Annotated in this window: 15 protein-coding genes and 1 other RNA gene; 3 read left to right on the forward strand and 13 right to left on the reverse strand. The window is 56.3% G+C overall.

What is annotated here, in order from left to right; genetic code table 11:
- Positions 1-249: 249 nt before the first annotated feature.
- Together hrpA and C3Z11_RS13915 are read right to left on the reverse strand one after the other, a co-directional pair.
- Positions 250-4,179 (reverse strand): ATP-dependent RNA helicase HrpA, encoded by a 3,930-nt coding sequence (hrpA, locus tag C3Z11_RS13910; protein WP_106479048.1) that lies wholly within the window; start codon positions 4,177-4,179, stop codon positions 250-252.
- A gap of 127 nt (positions 4,180-4,306) precedes the next feature.
- Entirely contained in the window at positions 4,307-5,980 is a 1,674-nt protein-coding gene (locus tag C3Z11_RS13915; protein WP_106478570.1) for an AMP-binding protein, read from the reverse strand.
- A gap of 215 nt (positions 5,981-6,195) precedes the next feature.
- Between C3Z11_RS13915 and cysK the strand changes: the two genes are divergently transcribed.
- Positions 6,196-7,167, forward strand: a complete 972-nt coding sequence (gene cysK / locus C3Z11_RS13920) for a cysteine synthase A (RefSeq protein WP_106478571.1) — start codon at positions 6,196-6,198, stop codon at positions 7,165-7,167.
- Positions 7,168-7,258: 91 nt separating this feature from the next.
- On the opposite strand, the gene C3Z11_RS13925 is transcribed toward cysK, so the two are convergent.
- The 3 genes from C3Z11_RS13925 to C3Z11_RS13935 form a co-directional block, all read right to left on the reverse strand.
- Positions 7,259-8,062, reverse strand: a complete 804-nt coding sequence (locus C3Z11_RS13925; protein ID WP_106478572.1) for a class II glutamine amidotransferase — start codon at positions 8,060-8,062, stop codon at positions 7,259-7,261.
- Positions 8,055-9,806, reverse strand: coding sequence for a VWA domain-containing protein (locus tag C3Z11_RS13930; RefSeq protein WP_158701049.1), 1,752 nt, complete (start codon positions 9,804-9,806; stop codon positions 8,055-8,057). Before C3Z11_RS13930 ends, C3Z11_RS13925 begins: the two co-directional genes overlap by 8 nt.
- Positions 9,807-9,875: 69 nt before the next feature.
- Positions 9,876-10,307, reverse strand: coding sequence for a hypothetical protein (locus C3Z11_RS13935; protein ID WP_106478574.1), 432 nt, complete (start codon positions 10,305-10,307; stop codon positions 9,876-9,878).
- A gap of 48 nt (positions 10,308-10,355) precedes the next feature.
- On the opposite strand from C3Z11_RS13935, the gene C3Z11_RS13940 reads away from it, so the two are divergent.
- The gene (locus C3Z11_RS13940) at positions 10,356-12,410 is read left to right on the forward strand and encodes a S9 family peptidase (protein ID WP_106478575.1); all 2,055 of its coding nucleotides are present in this window, start codon (positions 10,356-10,358) and stop codon (positions 12,408-12,410) included.
- 82 nt (positions 12,411-12,492) lie between these two features.
- On the opposite strand, the gene C3Z11_RS13945 is transcribed toward C3Z11_RS13940, so the two are convergent.
- The 8 genes from C3Z11_RS13945 to C3Z11_RS17155 all read right to left on the reverse strand — a co-directional run bounded on the left by C3Z11_RS13945 (position 12,493) and on the right by C3Z11_RS17155 (position 18,115).
- Positions 12,493-12,942 carry a YcgN family cysteine cluster protein gene (locus C3Z11_RS13945; protein WP_262927414.1) on the reverse strand — a complete coding sequence of 150 codons (450 nt, stop codon included), beginning with the start codon at positions 12,940-12,942 and terminating at the stop codon, positions 12,493-12,495.
- Between the two features lie 26 nt (positions 12,943-12,968).
- The gene (locus C3Z11_RS13950) at positions 12,969-13,262 is read right to left on the reverse strand and encodes a YcgL domain-containing protein (RefSeq protein ID WP_106478576.1); all 294 of its coding nucleotides are present in this window, start codon (positions 13,260-13,262) and stop codon (positions 12,969-12,971) included.
- Positions 13,259-14,389, reverse strand: a complete 1,131-nt coding sequence (gene rnd / locus C3Z11_RS13955; RefSeq protein WP_262927415.1) for a ribonuclease D — start codon at positions 14,387-14,389, stop codon at positions 13,259-13,261. The genes C3Z11_RS13950 and rnd overlap by 4 nt, the downstream gene beginning before the upstream one ends.
- Before the next feature lie 23 nt (positions 14,390-14,412).
- Positions 14,413-15,015: a recombination mediator RecR gene (recR, locus tag C3Z11_RS13960; RefSeq protein WP_106478578.1), complete on the reverse strand. Its 603-nt coding sequence runs from the start codon at positions 15,013-15,015 to the stop codon at positions 14,413-14,415.
- Complete coding sequence (locus C3Z11_RS13965) at positions 15,015-15,341, reverse strand: YbaB/EbfC family nucleoid-associated protein (RefSeq protein WP_106478579.1); 327 nt, start codon at positions 15,339-15,341, stop codon at positions 15,015-15,017. Before C3Z11_RS13965 ends, recR begins: the two co-directional genes overlap by 1 nt.
- A gap of 85 nt (positions 15,342-15,426) precedes the next feature.
- Complete coding sequence (dnaX, locus tag C3Z11_RS13970) at positions 15,427-17,520, reverse strand: DNA polymerase III subunit gamma/tau (protein ID WP_106478580.1); 2,094 nt, start codon at positions 17,518-17,520, stop codon at positions 15,427-15,429.
- 323 nt (positions 17,521-17,843) lie between these two features.
- An RNA gene (gene ffs, locus C3Z11_RS13975) (signal recognition particle sRNA small type) lies at positions 17,844-17,940 on the reverse strand.
- Positions 17,941-17,980: 40 nt separating this feature from the next.
- Positions 17,981-18,115 (reverse strand): hypothetical protein, encoded by a 135-nt coding sequence (locus C3Z11_RS17155; RefSeq protein WP_262927416.1) that lies wholly within the window; start codon positions 18,113-18,115, stop codon positions 17,981-17,983.
- Between the two features lie 235 nt (positions 18,116-18,350).
- Between C3Z11_RS17155 and C3Z11_RS13980 the strand changes: the two genes are divergently transcribed.
- Positions 18,351-19,019, forward strand: a complete 669-nt coding sequence (locus C3Z11_RS13980; RefSeq protein ID WP_106478581.1) for a response regulator — start codon at positions 18,351-18,353, stop codon at positions 19,017-19,019.
- The last annotated feature ends 15 nt before the right edge of the window (positions 19,020-19,034 follow it).

Consider the following 19,034-nt stretch of genomic DNA (forward strand, 5'->3'; position numbering starts at 1 on the left):
GCTTACCTATCCAAGGAGGAGAACGTAACGGCCTCCATCATGCAAAAGCACTTTACGCGCTCCTGACTTAAAAAGCTTACTTTATGACATGATTTTGCGCTTATCAGCACGCTATTAGCCAGACACATGCCAGCGATACTAAAATTGTTCGATCGCAACATGAACGGCGAAGATATCGCCCTCCCTGCAACGTCGCAAACACGAAACTAACCTGGCCGCCTCGTCCTTCAGCGTTGATTAAGCTGACGCTTACCCTTCCGTCAGCTCACGCCAGCGTTTCTCCAACCGCTTACCCGACACCGGTGCTTGCGTTCCGAGCTGTTGAGCAAAGAGTGATACTCGAAATTCCTCAAGCCACCAGCCAAAGTCGATAAGCTCCGGATCAATCAACCCATGACGGCGATCACGTCGCTCATCCAGACGCCGCTGGAAGGCATTGACCTCCTCCATCGCCAGCTGATCTCGACGCATCTCGCGCGGTGCTTTCTCAAGTCGAATCTCAGCGGCTTCCAGATAACGCGGATAGTGTTTGAGCCATTCTCCCGCTTCGCTGATAAATCCGGGATGCACCAGACGCTTCAATTGCACCTTCACATCGGAGAATGTCAGCGCCAGGGCAAAATTGACCTTACCCTTGAGCAGCTTGCTGACACGCAGATGGCCCTCAAGGGCTCGTTCAACCTGAGCAAGAAGCTCATTACCATGCTCGACAAGAAGTTCCCGACCCTTCTCGATACGTGCCTTCATCTCATCGGCATCGCGTGGCAGCGGATCGAAGGCGAATACCTGCAGGAAGGTCGCCTCGACGAAATCATCAATAAACTGTCGTTTGCTACCCACGTTGGTAAAGAGCAGCGCGCAGCGTTCAAGCCCCGGCAAATCACGTGATAGATAACGGACCTGATCAGGTAGCTGACGCATTGCCAGACGCTTGATACCGTGCCGATGCCGGACAATTGCCTTGCCCGGATGGTCGAACAGCTCAACGCCCAGCGTATCCCCCTCATCAACCAGCGCGGGATAGGCCTCTACACGAATGCCCGCCTGCGACTGGGTATAGGTCTCTGGCAGATGACCACGTGGCCAGTGTGTAAGTCCGCTCTGCGCCAATTCGCTGCCGGCAAGCGCCTGCGTGCTCTGAAGCGCCGCGTCAGCAAAGCGCTGTTCAAGTACATCAACATCACGCCCCTCACCCAGCACGTTGCCGTCATGATCGACAACGCGCACATTCATGACCAAATGCGTCTCGAGCTGATCGTAGCGCCACATATCCGGTGACAAGCGTACACCTGTCTTCTGACGCATGAATTCCGTCAATGCCGAACTCAACGAAACTTCATTACTGGGCACCAAGGCCTGAAGCGCTGCATCAACCCAATCAGGAATGGGCACTACCTGACGGCGATACTGTTTCGGCAAAGACTTCATCAGCGCGATAGCTTTTTCGCGGCGCAGCCCCGGCACCAGCCAGTCAAGACGCTCGCGAGGCAAGGTTGACAGCATCGACACCGGCACCGTAATGGTCACCCCATCATCACTTACCCCTGGTGCAAAGTGATAAGTCAGCGGATAGCGTACCCCCTTGATCTCTAACTCGTCAGGGTACTGCTCAACCGTCACCTCCTCGGCATCACGGGCCAACAGTGTCTGCTTGTCGAGAAACAGCACCTGAGGGTCGTGTTGCTCCGCCTTGCTGCGCCAGCGTTCAAAACTCTTGCCATTGTAGATATCCGCTGGCAGACGCTCATCGTAGAAATCGACCAGCGTTTCCTCATCAACGAGAATGTCGCGCTTGCGCGCGCGATCCTCGAGGTCCCCCACTTCCTCGATCAAGGCGCGATTGTGTTCAAAGAACGCGCCTTGGGTACGAAACTGTCCTTCGACCAGCGCTGCGCGAATGAATATCTGACGCGCCTCCTCAGGCGATAGCGGGCCATAATGCACCTTACGACGCGCAACAATCGGCAGGCCAAACAGGGTTACCTGCTCAAACGCCACTACCTGAGCACGCTTCATCTCCCAGTGCGGCTCGCTATAGCTGCGCTTGGTCAAATGCCTGGCTAAAGGCTCAACCCATTCCGGTTTAATCGCCGCCACTTCACGGGCGAACAAGCGTGTGGTCTCGACCAGTTCGCCAGCCATGATCCACTTCGGCGTTCGCTTGGCCAGCCCCGACCCGGGATGGATCATGAACTTGCGATTGCGCGCGCCGAGATAATCACGGTTTTCATGATGCAGACCAATGTTGGAGAGCAGACCAGCCAGCAACGCCTGATGAAGACGGGTGATATCGGCCGGCTCAACGTTTTCGGTTAAATCAAGCTCACGCGTCAGCTGTTTGAGCTGGCGATAAGTATCGTGCCACTCACGCAGACGCATGTAGCTTAAATAGTTTTCTCGGCACCACCGTCTGAGCTGGCTGCCGGAGAGCTCTTCGCGCTTTTCCTCAAAACCGCGCCATACGTTGAGCCAGGCTGCGAAGTCGGAATCCGGATCAAGCCATTGACGGTGCGCCTGGTCAGCCGCCTCACGCTTTTCTGCCGGCCGTTCACGCGGGTCCTGAATCGATAGCGCACTGGCGATGATCAGCGTTTCCTTGAGGCTGCCTACCTCACCACCAGCAAGCACCATTCTGGCCAGACGAGGGTCAATAGGCAGCCGTGCCAACTGGCGCCCTCGCGTGGTCAGATGAAACTGCTCATCGACAGCGCCTAATTCATGCAACAGGCGAAAGCCGTCCTTGACGAAGCGGCTGTCGGGTACATCAACGAAGGGGAATTTCTCAATGTCGCCGAGCTTGAGCGACAGCATCGACAATATGACTGACGCCAGATTGGTGCGCCGGATTTCCGGCTCGGTGTACTCGGGGCGCGACAGAAAGTCCTCTTCGCTGTAGAGGCGAATACAGACCCCTTCAGCAATACGACCACAACGCCCCTTGCGCTGATTGGCGCTGGCTTGGCTGACCGGCTCGATGGGCAGACGCTGCACCTTGGCGCGATAGCTATAGCGGCTGATCCGCACCAGGCCAGGGTCAATGACATAACGAATCCCCGGGACGGTCAACGATGTCTCGGCCACGTTGGTCGAGAGTACAATGCGTCGTCCGGTATGCGGAGAAAACACCCGGTTCTGCTCGGCATTGGATAGCCGCGCATAAAGCGGCAGCACTTCCGTGTCGCGCAGTTGGGCACGGCGTAGCGTATCGGCGGTTTCGCGAATTTCTCGCTCGCCAGGTAGAAAGATCAGTACGTCCCGTGGTCCGGTAAACCAGCGTTTTTCACGCTCGATCGCCTGTACCTCTTCCACGGCGCGCAAAATCCCTTCCTGCAGCGTCAGGTCTTCTTCATCGGCCTCTTCCCGCGCCAATGGCTGATAACGTGTCTCAACCGGGTAGGTACGCCCTGATACCTCAACGACCGGTGCTGGCCCCTGAGGTCCGGCAAAATGTTTCGCGAAGCGGTCTACATCAATCGTCGCGGAGGTGATGATGACCTTCAGGTCAGGCCGCCGCTCAAGCAGACGCTTCAAATACCCAAGCAAGAAATCGATGTTGAGGCTACGTTCGTGAGCCTCATCGATAATGATCGCCTCGTAACGTTCAAGGTCACGATCATGCTGGGTCTCGGCCAGCAAAATACCGTCCGTCATCAGCTTGATGAGGGTGGTATCGGCGGTCTGGTCAGTGAAGCGCACCTGATAACCGACCTGATTGCCCAGCGGTACGGCCAACTCTTCGGCCAGACGTGTGGCAACCGAACGCGCCGCAAGCCGACGCGGCTGGGTATGGCCAATCAGGCCACGGCGGCCAAGTCCGAGTTCAAGACATATCTTCGGCAGCTGGGTGGTTTTCCCCGAACCCGTTTCCCCGGCAACCACCACTACCTGATGATCACGGATCGCGGTCAGGATATCGTCGCGTTTCTCAGCAACGGGCAGCTCAGCGGGATACTGCAGCGTAAAGGGCTGGGCACGGCGTTTCTCGACGGCAGCTTCAGAGCGCTCAATATGACGCTCGATATCAGCCAAGGCGCGGTCGACCGGCTTGTTGCTCGCCAGTCGGCCGATCAGTTTGGCTAGACGGCGCTCTTGGTCATGTGCATCCGCCAGCAAACACTTGTCGAGTCGCTGGCGTAGCACGTCGAGTTTTTGACGGGAATCGATTGCGGTATCGCTCAAGACGTCCTCATGACGATGGAAATCCTCATGCAATGATTATCAACGGCACCGGAAACCGGGCCGTCTCCTTGCATGAGGATGATATAGATGGGATTACCGCTATTGTAGCGCTAGCATGTCCGCTCGCCTACACATGCGACTTCTGTCTGGCCTCGTCACGCAGCTCGCGCCTTAACACCTTGCCAACATTACTCTTGGGCAGTTCGTTACGAAACTCAACGTGGCGGGGTAACTTGTAACCTGTCAGGCGCTCCTTGCACCAGGCGCGCACCTTGGCCTGATCGAGCCTGTCATCCTTGGTGACGATAAATGCCTTGACCGCTTCACCCGATGCTTCGTCGGGTATACCGACCACTGCCGCTTCAATGATATCGGGATGGGCCATTAGCACGTCTTCAATTTCATTAGGATAGACGTTGAACCCTGACACGATAATCATGTCTTTCTTGCGATCGACGATACGAACGAAACCGTCCTCGGCAATCACGGCGATATCGCCTGATTTCACCCAACCATCAGCTGACAATGCCTTGGCGGTATCCTCGGGCCGATTCCAATAGCCCTTCATGACCTGCGGTCCTTTCACACACAGCTCTCCTGACGCGCCGATGTCCAGCGTCTCTCCTGCATCGTCAATGACCTTGAGCTGTGTATCTGCCACCGGCCGGCCGATGGTACCCAGCCGGATATCTTCGGGAGGGTTGACGCATACCACCGGCGATGTTTCGGTCATTCCATAGCCTTCAAGAATCTGGCAATTCGTTATCGCCTCCCAACGCTGCGCCACCGCCGAGCTGAGTGCCATTCCACCAGAGACGGACATCCGGAGGTTGGAAAAATCCAACGCCTTGAAATCATCGCGTTTGGACAGAGCTGCAAACAGTGTATTCAAGCCGATAAATACAGAGAAAGAGTGTTTGTGCAGCGTCTTGACGAAGCCATCAAGATCGCGCGGGTTAGGAATGAGGATACTGTGATTACCGGTCTTGCAGGCAAACATGCAGTTCAAGGTGAATGTATAGATATGATAGACCGGCAGTGGCGCGATGATGGTCTCGCGTCCCTCTTTCAACATCCCTTCCAACACTTGCCCGGTCTGCAGCATGTTGGCAATCAGATTGCGATGGCTCAGCATCGCTCCCTTGGCGACGCCGGTTGTCCCTCCTGTGTACTGCAGCACGGCGAGATCGTCTCCGTCGCGCCGTGGTGCCCGGTCGGTATTGCCCGTATTTGCCAGCGTGGTACGAAATCGTACGGCGTTAGGTAAGCGGTACTTCGGTACCAGACGCTTTACGTATTTGGCACCAAGATTGTAAAACCAGCGCTTGGGCCCGGGATGCAGATCGGCGATTTCGGTAATCACCACATGCGCGACCTGCGTCTTCTCAATGACCTTATCGAGCTTGTCCGCCATGTGGGCAAAGATCAGCGCGCCCTTTACACCGGCATCTTCGAACTGATGCTGAATCTCTTCCGGGGTATAAAGCGGATTGGTATTGACCACTACCAGTCCCGCACGCAGTGCCCCGAATACAGCCACCGGATACTGGAGCACATTGGGCAACAGAACTGCAAACCGGTCGCCCGGCTCAAGCGAGGTCTCGTTAACCAGCCAGCTCGCAAAGCGTCTGGACAAGCGATCCAGCTCTGTATAGTTCAGCGTATGCCCCATGCAACTAAAAGCCGGATGCGCGGCATAGCGCTGCGAAGCCGTTTCAATGACATCCATGATCGAAGCATAGCCCTGTTCATTTTTCAGAGGGGGGCCGCTCACGGTCGATACCTGGGCCTGCTCGGTCATCCACTATCCTCTAACAACTGTCAAAATACTTTGATTCTAAACGAAAACGCCGCCGCTGCCCGGCACTGGTTCCTATGGAGCATAGGCGTATTCCCCAGACTCATCATTATCCATTGTGATAGAAAGATAACCTGACATCCGCTCCAGCATGGTATTTCCTAGCCGTTCGTCTTAGGCTTGGTGACATTGACTAAGAAGAAGGAGCGTCTCACCTCATGGGCCAGATTTTTGCGGACAATTCACAAGCCATTGGCAATACCCCACTGGTCAAGATCAATCATCTGACCAGCCATCCCAGAGTGTATGTCAAGCTCGAAGCACGCAATCCGGCACTTTCAGTCAAGTGCCGGATTGGTTCGAACATGGTATGGGACGCCGAGAAAAGCGGCGCCCTGAAGCCCGGCATGGAGATCATCGAACCTACCTCTGGCAATACCGGCATTGCGCTGGCCTTCGTAGGTGCAGCGCGTGGCTACAAGGTCACTCTGACCATGCCCTCCTCAATGAGTCTGGAACGCCGCAAGGTGCTCAAGGCATTAGGGGCCGAGCTGGTACTGACCGAGCCGGCAAAAGGAATGAAGGGCGCCGTCGACAAGGCGCGCGAAATGCGCGATGCCGAACCCGAGCGCTACTTCATGCCTCAGCAGTTCGACAATCCGGCCAATCCCGAGATTCACTTCAAGACGACCGGACCTGAGCTTTGGGAAGCGACCGATGGCGATCTCGATGTGCTGGTGGCGGGCGTTGGCACCGGCGGCACCATTACTGGCGTATCTCGCTATTTCGAAAAGGAACGGGGCAAGGCGCTTTACTCGGTAGCGGTCGAACCCGCCGAATCACCGATTATCGCCCAGCACATGCGCGGTGAGGACATCACGCCAGCCTCGCACAAGATTCAGGGCATTGGCGCCAACTTCATCCCCACCAACCTCGACCTTGAACTGGTCGATCGCGTCGAGGCTGTCACTGGCGATGACGCCATGGCCATGGCGCGTCGATTGATGAGCGAAGAAGGCATTCTCTGCGGCGTCTCATGCGGCGCAGCCATGGTTGCTGCACTTCGTCTGGCCGAAGATCCTGAATATCGGGACAAATCGATTGCCGTCATCATGCCCGACAGCGGCGAGCGCTATTTGTCAGGCCCACTGTTCGAAGGGCTTTTTACCGAAAAAGAACTCAATCAGTAAGCGCTGATTGTTAAACAGAAAACGCCCGCCTCTCAATGTGAGACGTGGGCGTTCTTTATATGCAAACAGCTATAAGCAAACAACAGGCCTTTTAACTTGCTCTTCGCTTATCCTTGAGTAATTCAACCTGTTCGCCGTTGTGAAACACGGCCAGCTCGCCTGGAGTCATGCACACCCAACCGTCCTCATCGGTCAGCGGGTTGGTAGCGACGACCGTTGCCACCATGTCCGGATCGAGCTGCGCATCAAGATCAAGTTCACATGCGTTATCTTTCAGCGCCGCCTGCCCAAAAGGGGCGCGCCGCGTAATGTACGTCAGACGCTTGGAGCAGAAAGCGTAAAGCCGGCTACCCTCTGACAGCAGCATGTTATACACCCCCATTTCGTGTAACTGCAGGCACCAGATGTGCAAGGCGGCACTCAATTGGGGCGAGGTGAACGTGAACGGTGCTGACAGACTAAACTCATACAACCGATCGAGCAGCCAACAAAAGGCGCGCTCACCATCAGTGGAGCCCAATGGTTGGAAACGTCCACTCAGCGTTAGCGTCTCGGGCCGCTCAATCTGGCCGTGCATCACATAACTCCAGCAGACCCCACCAATTTCGCGCTTGAAAGGATACGTGTTTTCGATGCACGTCTCGCCGACATTTCCTTGTCGCACCTGCCCTAACGCAATGGTGCTTTCGATCGGATATTCACACAACAACCGCGCTACAGGTGAACGCGCGGCCGGTAGAATGTCGTGAAAGTCGCGGTAGCCACCCGGCTCGAAAAAACCAATGCCAAAACCATCCACATGGGAGCCGGTAATCCCGCCGCGCGGAAAGAAGCCTGTCAGACTGAAGCAAAGGTCTGTCGGCTTGCTGGCACTCAAGCCGATCAACTCACACATGCGGCTCTCTCCTCTGCTGGCGACGGCGCCGCCTCTGCTGACGACGACGCATAGCCGTTATCAGAAATAACAGTACCAAAACACCTATCACAGCCCAGACCCAAGGCTTGCGTACATACTCCTGAACATAGCGCTCAACCGTAGGCCACCACGGCTTGAGCGTTTCCCATACCCGCTGCAGCGACCATTGCTGGTCCTGGACTTTCTTCTCCTGCTGCGGCTCATCGGGCAACTGTTCAGCGTTGACAGCAGCGCGGTCGAGCGAAGCACCGGAAAGGCCGATACGGGCCTCTTCATTTAATCGTACCGGAGGCAGCGGAATATGCCGCGTCTCGCCGTCCAGTGTGACCTGAGCGTCCAGCACCACGGGAACTGACTGTTCAGGCAGATCAGCCGGTAGTGCAACACGCCAATGTTTATCATCACGCGTCTCGACCGCAAGCGACTCGCCCTGCAACGTTGCGGTAAGCGTCGTGTTACTGCTATCAAGGCGAGGGTGTGCCGCCTGCAGTGCAATCGATGACTGATCGGGTGCCAGCGCTGCACTGATGGCCGGCGCAACGTTGACACTCTGAACGCGCAAACGCTGAAAATCGGCGCCGCTGGCCAATACGCTCAAACGAGCATTGCCCAACAACTCAGGCTCAACCAGCGTTCCGCGATAATGGCCATCTTCATCCCGCGTGAGCACCGTGGATATTTCATTACCATTGTTGTCGCGTAGACGCGCACTTACCGTCATATCACCTTCAGCTGCATAGGGTTCACCATTTTCAGTGAGCCAGGCGTCGAGCGGTACATCAAAATACTGATACAGCGTGGCCGAAACCGACGACGTCTTCAGCATAAGTGAGGAGGTAATCAGGATGCGGCTACCAGGTCCCACCTGCCCTTCGACATGCCACTCACCGGGCGTCGGCGACGGCACGGTAATCAGGTCATAGCGACGATCGCCGCGCCAATGCACGCCGCTATCATTGGCCACATCGTCTCGCTGGATACGTTCACCATTGGGCCCCACCAGGGTAATGGGTGCGGCCGTATCATCATGAAAGATCAGCGCGGTAAACTCATCGACACGATCATCAATGGAGAAGCGTCCATCGATAAGCGGAACCTGCTCGCTCGGCACGACCTGATCAAGGACGTCGAGAAACGAGCGCAGCAACGCCTCAGACGTTTCCGCCACCGCAGCAAGCCCTCCTGTACGCTGGGCCAGATCTCGCAACAGATTGGCATCGGCATTGTGCGACAGCGCAATGGTATGCACGACGACATCATTACCTGCCAGGCGTGGTGCCAGTTGCGTCAGGATACGCTGACGCGAAGCGGCGTCGCGCTCGGCCTTGTCCTGGCCGTTTGCGGGAATATCGACCATGCCATCCGTCAGAAGAATGACATGATTGTGCCGCGTGTTATTGCGTTGGCCCTCTGGTGTTACGCTTTTCAGCGCCGCTTCAAGGTCGGTGAATTGCTGATAGTCACTTAGCTGAGGAAGCACCGCCAGTGCCTTCTGGCGCCAACTGTCGTCGACGTTATCCATGGGAAGTGGATTGGCCACCCGAGCGCCGAATGTCCAAAGCCCTGCTCGGGTGTTCAGCGGAAGCAAATCGACAAGCAGACGCACACCACTGGCACGAAGATTGGCCGGATCGTTGGCTTTCATACTGCCGGAGACATCGATCAACAACCGGACATCGGCAGCATTGTTGTCTTGCGAATTTGCATCCTGCGCACTCGCCATGCTCCAGCACAGGCACAAAAGCATACCAAGGAGGACTTGCTGCATTGCCTTCATTGCTTCACCGCCTGTTCAAATCGATGGTTCACGACGTGCCTGTCCAGCGTGGCGCTGTACGGGCCGACGTTCATTACTATCGTGTTCATCATCTTCGTCATCATCACGACGACGTTTCAGAGCAATCGCAGCGCCAAGGGCAGCACCTATCCCCATTCCCACAAGAAGCAGCGCACCTGCTCCGGCCATCTGTCCCGTATCATGCTGAAGCTGACCGACAATGGCGACAATCAACGCCGGTGCCCAGCCAGAATAGCCGAGCTGATTCTCGGGCCCAGGTACGGAGAACGTCGAAGGCGTTGCCAGCAGGCCAGCCACCAGGCCCACCAGTGCCCAGCGAGGTAACCGAGGCAGGAACGATACGCCGAAATAACCTGCAGCGAGCACGATCAGTGACAAGACGCCATAACAGAGCCAAAGTAGTGGCAGTGAATCGGAAATCAGCATTCTCAACCTCGTAAACGATCTTTGATCTGCCATGTTACACTTCAGACTATGAAAGCACAGCCGTCTACTCACTCTCCAACGCTTCGCTTCCGGCGCGCCGATGATCCCCACTGGCACTGGCTGGAAAATCGCGACGATGCCGAAGTCGAAGCATTTTTAAATGCCGCCAACGAAGAGGCCGATCAGTGGTTCGCACCGCTGAGCGCGCTTACCGAAACGCTATACACAGGGCATCTCGCACGTCGAGAGCTTGCTGTTACCGGCCTGCCTACGCCTCTCGATCACTACACTTACTGGAGTGAGACAGCATGTGACGCCAATTATCCGGTCTGGTGGCGTAAACCGCTCGATGCCGAAACACCGCATGAAAAGCTGCTCGATTTAGAAGCCATGTCGAAAGGTGAGGCATTTATCGAGCTGGGCGATCTCACGCTCTCGCCTTCCGAGCAGTGGCTTGCTTATACGCTCGATACTCAGGGCAACGAATATTACGACCTTTATTTGCGGCGTCTTCCCGATGGTGAGCCGATACGCTTGATTCGCGACATCGGTCCTGAGCTGACATGGGCCGAGGATGATCGCACGCTACTGTTTACACGCTACGACGCTACTCAGCGCCCGGCCAGCGTATGGCGGCTCGACCGTCAAGGCGGTGAGCCCGTATGTCTGTTCGAGGAAGATGATGTCGAGTTCTGGGTCGGTCTGGGCAAGACCCGCTCAAATCAGTGGTTGATGCTTGAAACAGCATCAAAAGACACTTCGGAATGCTATCTGATCCCCGCGCATTCGCCCGAGACGCCACCGCGCTGTGTCAGACCGCGCGAGACCGGCGTCGAGTACAGCCTGGAGCATCGGCCCGGCTATTTTTATGTGTTGCATAACCTCAAGGCGCCTCATTTTCAGCTCGATATCGCAACAGAGGACGCCCCCGGGCATTGGCAGCCATGGATCACGCACCGCCAGGAAACCACGCTTGAAGACATTGACGCCTTTTCCTGGGGTGTCGTACTGACAGAGCGCGATCACAATGAAGCGCAGGTCCACCTGCGCCTGATCGAATTTGATACATCAGCAGAAGATGCCCATACCCAACGGCGCGACTTCTGGTTACCGCTGCCGGAAACGCCCTGCAGCCTAATGCTCGGCGATACACCGCACTTCGATGCGCGCAAGCTGCGTCTGCGTGAGGAGTCATTCACAACCCCGCCGCATTGGACGGAGTTTGATCTCGACAGCAATACGCGGACGCTGCTTAAACAGCAACCCTTGTATGGCAGCCTTCAGCCCGAACACCTCGAGTGCCGCAGAATATGGGCAACCGCAAGGGATGGTGAGCGTGTACCGGTCTCGATTGTCGCACGCAAGGATGTATTGGGTCGCAGTCCGCTCCCGACGCTGCTGTACGGCTATGGTGCCTATGGCGAGGTGCTGGACCCCTGGTTCTCGATTGCACGCCTTGAATTGCTCGACCGTGGCGTTGCCTTTGCTGTCGCACATGTGCGCGGCGGCGGTGATCGCGGTGAACCGTGGTACCTGGCCGGAAAGCTTGAGCACAAGGAAAACAGCTTTCACGACTTTATTGCCGCGCGCAATGCACTGGTCGATAGTGGCATTGCCGATGGTCATCGCATTGCTGCCTATGGTGCAAGTGCCGGCGGCCTGCTGGTGGGCGCGAGTTTGAACCTTGATCCTGAAGCGTTCTGCGCAGCGGTACTTGATGTTCCATTTGTTGACGTGCTGCGCACCATGGAAAATCCGGATCTGCCGCTGACCACGGCCGAGTATAGTGAATGGGGCAACCCCGGCGAGACGGATGCGCGGCGCAGAATTCGCGCCTACTCTCCGCTCGATAACCTGTCAGCGGCTCCTTACCCTACCGTCTTTCTTCAGGGCAGCTGGCATGACTCACGTGTGCCTTACTGGGAACCGGCAAAGCTGTACGCCCGCCTGACTGAAATCGGTACAGCACGCGGCCCTGTGCTTTTGCGTACTGATATGACCTCGGGACACGGTGGCGCGTCTGGGCGCTTTAGTGCATGGAAAGACAATGCTCGCCAGGATGCGTACATCCTTTGGGCCTTAGGACTAGTCGAGCATCCCTGAGCACCCTTGACGAAAAAAGGCCCGTCACGAATGAATGTGGCGGGCCTTTTTACATGCAGTCATACACACCCGTGGCGGCCTCTCAATACTCGATCGGCAGTACGGCAATGATGTGATCTTCATAATCTTCTTCGTCAACGTCGCGCTCGGATACTGCAAACGAACGCACGCTGATCCCTTTACGGTGGACCCGCTCGGGATCACCGGAACGCAACGGATGCCACCGTGCCAGCCCTCTCCCCTCCGCCATGCGCCGATAACCGCACGTTTCGGGCAACCAGCGAAAGAGTTCGACGTTATCAAGCGACAGCTTTGTACACTCAGGCACCTGTGAAAAGCGGCTGGGATAATCGCTGCAACGGCAACTATCAATATCAAGCAGCTTACAGGCGACATTGAGCGTTGCGATATCGCCGGTATCTTCCTCTTCGATCTTGACCAGACAGCAGCGTCCGCACCCGTCACAGAGCGCTTCCCATTCTTCGTCGGTCAATTCTTCAAGCGTCAGGCGCTCCCAGAATCTTTCACGCATCGCCGGCCTCAACTGAACGGAGGTCATCAATAGCGATCTTGCGTCGGCGCACGATGAGGGTCCAGCTTCGACTCATCACGAGGCGGCGGCATCTGTAAATAATACCCCTGACTGCGTATCGTCTCGATCACCTTGGTAGCATCGGCGCGTGCCAGTTTCTTTTCCGGCGTCAACAGCACCGTCATGACGGGTTCGGGGCGCCCGAACATCGCGCTTAACGCCTCGGGGATATCCTGCAAGCCACGCGCCTTATCGACATAAAGATACATTTCATCCTTGCGTGTGCTTTTGAATACCTGGCATATCAATCGCTCTGTCATGCGTTTTCCTCAAGAGTGATGAGCGCCTTGCGGACCTCTTCGGCGAGTAGCTCGCTGCGCCAGCCCTCATTGATCGGCAAAGGGCGATTGGCCAGATCAGCGGCCACCCATGTTTCCAGCTCGCGTCGACGTGCCAGCAGCTCTGGCTCGATTTCAAGCCCTTCCGCACGTGCCGCAACCACTTTCTTTAACGCTTTCAACCGTTTCTTGAACGGTGGTGACAATGGGGATGGCAACGCTTCAGGCAAGCTATCTTCATCGAGCGCCAGCGCTTCGCGCACAATCGCTAAAATGGCGTCGCCTTCACGCTTGACCATGGTCGGCTTGATATCCTCAATCTGCGCCAGTTCATAGCGATTTTTGGGCATTGTTTCCGCAATCGTATACAGCAACGCGTCAGAAACGAGCCGGCCACGGGGAATATCGCGAGTCTGCACCTCACCTTCACGCCAGGTAGAAAGGCGCTGCAAAAGAGCTAGCTGACGGGGTGAAAGCCGCCACGCTTGGCGGTGTCGACGCAGCCACTGCGAGTCGTCGCGAGGGGTACGTGCGGCATCAACCAGCTGTGCACAATCGGCCTCAAGCCAGCCCAAGCGATCATATTGGCGCAACCGCTCTTGCTGTGCCTTCCATATATCGGGCAGATAGGCTACATCCAGCGCAGCATAGGCACACTGTTCTTCAGAAAGGGGCCGCGCCAGCCAATTCGAGCGCGTTGCATCCTTGGGAATATTCTCATCAAGCCAATAGGCGACTAGCCGCTGGTAACTCATTGCGGTTTCACCCCCCAGCAGCCCTTGAGCGATCTGCGTATCGACCAGAGGACGCGGCACATCTCCCAGCCAGAGAGAAAAAATATCCATGTCCTCGCTGCAGGCATGCAACAGCTTCAATGGGCCATCAGGTCCCATCAACGCTTTTAGCTCCGCATTGGGCGCCACGGCCTGAGGATCAATCAAGTAGACGGATTCCCGCGTCCCGAGCTGAATCAGCGCAGGGATTGGATGAAATGTCGTCTCACGCATGAACTCGGTGTCTACGCCGATCACGTCGACATTGGCCAGCGCTTGACAGGCACTTTTCAGCGCCTCAGATGTCGCGACCCAGTGCCGCTCAATAGAAATCATGTCGTACGTGTTCTCAGCAAGACTCATTCACTAAAAGGTTGTCGTCCGACGAATGCCCGCGACAGCGTGCCCCCATCGACGTACTCAAGTTCGCCCCCCATCGGGACGCCATAGGCCAGACGCGATAAGCGCACACCATAACCACGCAGCTGCTCGGCAACATAATGCGCCGTAGCTTCGCCTTCGACCGTCGGGTTGGTGGCCAGCACGATCTCTTCAACCATGCCTGCGTTGACCTGCTGCTCAAGCTGCTCAAGCCCCAGATCACCGGGGCCGATGCCGTCAAGCGGCGAAAGGTGGCCATGCAACACAAAATAACGGCCACGAAAGCCACCTGCTTCCTCGATCGCCAGCAGGTCAGCCGGCGATTCGACCACGCACAGCTGACTATCATCACGGCGTGAGCTTTCGCATATCGCGCAAAGCGGATGCTCAGTCAGGTTCCGGCATTGCTGGCAATAGCCGACGTGTGCAAGAGCCTCTTCCAGCACACGGGCAAGGTGCTGCCCGCCCTCACGATCACGTTCGAGCAGATGCATCGCCATGCGCTGAGCGGTCTTGGGCCCTACGCCTGGCAACACACGCAGCGCATCCAGCAGTCGATCAACCAGCGGAGAAAATGTCATCAGAACGGCATCTTGAAACCAGGCGGAAGGTTCATACCATTGGTGATGTCTTCCATCTTCGATTTGGAATTCGTCTCGACCTTACGTACGGCATCGTTGACCGCCGCAGCCAGCAGATCCTCAAGAAAATCCTTGTCTTCTTCCATTACTGAAGGATCAAGCTCGACCTTGGTGACATCGTGACGACCATTCATGGTGATCTTGACCATTCCGGCACCGGCTTCACCCTGTACTTCCTGCTGGGCGATCTCCTCCTGTACCTGCTGCATCTTTTCCTGCATTTCCTGAGCTTGCTTCATCAGGTTGCCCATGCCGCCCTTGAACATGCTTGTCACCTCTCGGTAGAAACTGTCTGATAGATAATATAGGTAAATCACACTGCACTATCGTTTCGAACGTAAGCGGGCAAACTCAACGCTCCTGCTCGAAGGATGTCACGCTCTGTTCCAACAAACGAGCCGCAAAGTGCTGCTCGATTTCCTTGATATGCGGGTCATGACGCAAAGCTTCAACTGCGCGTCGATGTCGCTCGGCCAGTTCACGGTCACGCCGGGACTTGGGCGTTTCCCAGTCCTCGGGTATGGCACCTTCCTCGATCGCTACTCGACGGGCACAGCCAGCGTCTGATAGTGCCGCTTCGAGGCGCTCACGATGAATGTCGGAGTTCATCGCACCCTGTGAGGGATCGAGAATCAGCTTAAGCGTGCTGCCATCATCATGGGAGACAATGCAGTGCGCGACGAGATTGCCCGTCATGCCACTCAGTCCAAGCTGTGGAAAAAGCTCAAGCCACTGCGCATGGGTAATCTCACCCTGCACCGAGGAAGATGGTGGCATCGGCGCTACCGGTGCTGTCGGCGCTGCAGCATCGGCGGAAACGGCAATAGTGCCGGTGTCAGTTATCTTTTCGGCTTGCCACTGCTCAGAATAGGTATCCGCGCCATGTTGCTCATGAACAGGCATTGACTCAGCGCTGATATCTTTAGGCGCCTCTACCGCCTTATGTACATCTTCGTAATTACCCTGTAGTGGGACGGATTCATCGTCCCAAGGCGGTACATCTTCAATTGAAGAGACATCGTCACGTACAGTGAATGCCGCGGGCAGCGGGTCAGCCGCTACCGTCTTTTGATCGGCCCACGCCTGTGCAGTGGCGGCTTCGTGATCGCCATCATGGTCATCATACGATGCACCACTCATCGCAGGATAATCACGGTTCTCATGGAAGTGCTCTGACTCGCTTGTCTCTCTAACAGGCGATCCAGGCGATGCGGACACAGGCGCAGGGACTGCATCCTCATCGCCTGCATCCTTACTGCGGGTTGTCGCACCGTTTTCCTGCGACTCCCGCGTTCCTTGCTGAGGACGTGCGCTAGCGTCACCACGCATCGGCAGCGGAGTCTGCGCTGGCTTCGGAACGCCCTGAGGACGAAATGCCAGCATGCGCAGTAGGGTCATTTCAAGCGCTGTACGCGGCTCGGGCGCATACTCCATATCGCCGCGCCCCTGCAGAGCGATCTGATAATAGAGTTGCACATCTTCAGCGGTGAAACGCTGCGCCAGCGCCAACAGGTCGCGTTGATCACCGTGACTGTTATCGAGCGCATCAGGCACCATCTGCGCAATCGCCAAGCGATGAAAGACGCCGCCTAGTTCATCGAGCACGCCACTGAAATCAGGGCCCTGCTCAGCCAGACTGGCGACCTCACTTAATACGCGCGCCGCGTCACTTTCCGCCAACGCCTCGGTGAGCGCAAGCAGATGGCGATGATCAAGCGTCCCGAGCATTGCCGCAACATCGTCGCCTTGCACCTCACCCTGACCAAAGGCTATGGCCTGGTCGGTCAATGACAGCGCATCGCGCATCGAACCGTTGGCCGCCTTGCCTAGAAGCCACAGTGCCCGTTCATCGAACGGCACGTCTTCAGCGCTCAGCACCCGCGTCAAATGCTCAACGACACGCTCAGGTGGCATATGTTTGAGCGAAAACTGCAGGCAGCGCGACAGTACAGTCACCGGCAACTTCTGCGGGTCCGTGGTTGCCAGCAGGAACTTGACGTGAGGAGGCGGCTCTTCCAGCGTCTTGAGAAGCGCATTGAAGCTATGCGTCGACAGCATGTGCACCTCATCGATGAGATACACCTTGTAGCGTCCCTGCGTCGGCGCGTACTGGACGTTATCGAGCAGTTCGCGGGTGTCTTCCACCTTGGTACGCGAGGCAGCGTCCACCTCAATCAGATCGACAAAGCGCCCTTCGTCAATTGCCCGACAGGTTTCGCATTGGCCACATGGCTTGGACGTGACCCCATTCTCGCAGTTCAAGCATTTAGCGAGAATACGTGCCAGCGTGGTCTTGCCGACGCCACGGGTCCCGGTAAACAGGTAGGCATGATGTAGCCGTCCCTGATCGAGCGCGTTGACCAACGCGCGCTGGACATGTTCCTGACCAACGAGTTCATGAAAGGTGCGCGGCCGCCATTTGCGGGCCAATACTTGATAGCTCATGCAGCGAGGGTGTCCTTGCACGCGATACGACATGCTCAAACACATGCCGGAACCTGATGAAAAAAGGCTCGGTGTTGGGCTTACTGACGCTCATGGTAACGAACGTGGGGAATCATTTTATAGCGAGCGAATGGCGCATACCAGCAACTTGCAAGCCAATGCGTAAAAGACAAAGAATTCAGAATAAAAAACAGGGGAAATGAAGCAGCACTAACTTCAGGCGCAAAAAGAACGTTGAGTTAGATTGACAGGCTACGAAACTAGAAATATGCCAGGAGGAAACACGCCGTTGCAGCGATACCTAGGCTAATTAAGGAGGCAACCCCCACCAGCCACATCCCGGCACACGCAGCCACCGCTACCGTTGCTCCCTTCCGGGCCTGGCGGGGTTCGCAGTTTAGCGTTGCGGGAGGACCGGCGGGGGCCACCACAACCGGACAGCCACTTAAGCATCAATTAGTTAGACGCTGTGCTGACCGAGGCGTGCATCATACCAGCGTGATTGCCGGGCGACAAGCACATGACGATGCATGGCATTGTATACGAAGATATCCGTATAGTGCACGGCAAGGAACGCGACAACCCAAGACACCATGAAACCGGTCCATTGGTACATAACGATTGATGAAAAGTACGAAAACCAGCCCGATCTCGCACGACAGCGGCATACAAACCTGCGCTAACAGCACGCTTCTCGCCAGCACCTAGTGCAAGTGAGCGCATAAGTGGCGACAATAAATGATGAAATTCCGTTCACGCCGAATCCGCACAGATGCTTGGCCGATTCAGAACGACAGATAACCACAGCTTAATCATTAGCGGGAAACGGCATGGCTCTACTGCTGATAGAAGATGATCCTCTCCTGTCGGAAACGCTGGAACAGCTCCTTTCTCAAGCGGGGCATGACGTCACCAAGATTACCGATGGCAACGATGCCTACCAGCAGCTTTTGTCTCATGACAATGACTGGCAGCTCATCATTTTAGATTTGAATCTTCCCAAGCGTAACGGACTCGAAGCCTTGGCCGCCTTGCGTAGCCATGACCGTGACACGCCGGTGTTGATCCTCACCGCGCGCGCCACAATCGAAGACCGCGTCAAGGGCCTTGATCTCGGCGCCGATGATTATCTCGCCAAACCGTTTGCCCTCGATGAGCTTGAAGCACGGATACGCGCCCTGCTACGGCGTCACCGCAATGGCAACGATATATTGACCCTGGGTTCGATCAAGCTTGATGTGACTACGCAACGTGTTTATATCGAAGATGAACCACTTTCACTGCCACCGCGTGAACTGCGTCTGCTTGCCTGTCTGTTGCGTAACGCCGGGGAAGCGGTCGACAAATCGCGTCTGGTAGAAGAGGCCTTCGGTGACGATGAATCGCTGCGCGATAATGCACTTGAGGTCTATATTCATCGCTTGCGCCGCCGCCTGAGTCATAGTGATGTCAATCTGCGCACTGTACGTGGCTTTGGCTACCTGCTTGAACGCGCCTGATCTCATCGCGAAATG

The organism is Phytohalomonas tamaricis (assembly GCF_003012345.1).
Classification (GTDB): domain Bacteria; phylum Pseudomonadota; class Gammaproteobacteria; order Pseudomonadales; family Halomonadaceae; genus Phytohalomonas; species Phytohalomonas tamaricis.

Excerpts from the sequence above, each read along its gene's own strand:
- C3Z11_RS17155 (WP_262927416.1), bottom strand. The coding sequence starts at position 18,115 with ATGGTGTCTTGGGTTGTCGCGTTCCTTGCCGTGCACTATACGGATATC.
- dnaX (WP_106478580.1), bottom strand. The coding sequence starts at position 17,520 with ATGAGCTATCAAGTATTGGCCCGCAAATGGCGGCCGCGCACCTTTCAT.
- C3Z11_RS13980 (WP_106478581.1), top strand. The coding sequence starts at position 18,351 with ATGGCTCTACTGCTGATAGAAGATGATCCTCTCCTGTCGGAAACGCTG.
- cysK (WP_106478571.1), top strand. The coding sequence starts at position 6,196 with ATGGGCCAGATTTTTGCGGACAATTCACAAGCCATTGGCAATACCCCA.
- C3Z11_RS13950 (WP_106478576.1), bottom strand. The coding sequence starts at position 13,262 with ATGACAGAGCGATTGATATGCCAGGTATTCAAAAGCACACGCAAGGAT.
- recR (WP_106478578.1), bottom strand. The coding sequence starts at position 15,015 with ATGACATTTTCTCCGCTGGTTGATCGACTGCTGGATGCGCTGCGTGTG.
- C3Z11_RS13915 (WP_106478570.1), bottom strand. The coding sequence starts at position 5,980 with ATGACCGAGCAGGCCCAGGTATCGACCGTGAGCGGCCCCCCTCTGAAA.
- C3Z11_RS13945 (WP_262927414.1), bottom strand. The coding sequence starts at position 12,942 with ATGCGTGAAAGATTCTGGGAGCGCCTGACGCTTGAAGAATTGACCGAC.
- rnd (WP_262927415.1), bottom strand. The coding sequence starts at position 14,389 with ATGATTTCTATTGAGCGGCACTGGGTCGCGACATCTGAGGCGCTGAAA.
- C3Z11_RS13965 (WP_106478579.1), bottom strand. The coding sequence starts at position 15,341 with ATGTTCAAGGGCGGCATGGGCAACCTGATGAAGCAAGCTCAGGAAATG.
- C3Z11_RS13940 (WP_106478575.1), top strand. The coding sequence starts at position 10,356 with ATGAAAGCACAGCCGTCTACTCACTCTCCAACGCTTCGCTTCCGGCGC.
- C3Z11_RS13930 (WP_158701049.1), bottom strand. The coding sequence starts at position 9,806 with ATGGCGAGTGCGCAGGATGCAAATTCGCAAGACAACAATGCTGCCGAT.
- C3Z11_RS13935 (WP_106478574.1), bottom strand. The coding sequence starts at position 10,307 with ATGCTGATTTCCGATTCACTGCCACTACTTTGGCTCTGTTATGGCGTC.
- C3Z11_RS13925 (WP_106478572.1), bottom strand. The coding sequence starts at position 8,062 with ATGTGTGAGTTGATCGGCTTGAGTGCCAGCAAGCCGACAGACCTTTGC.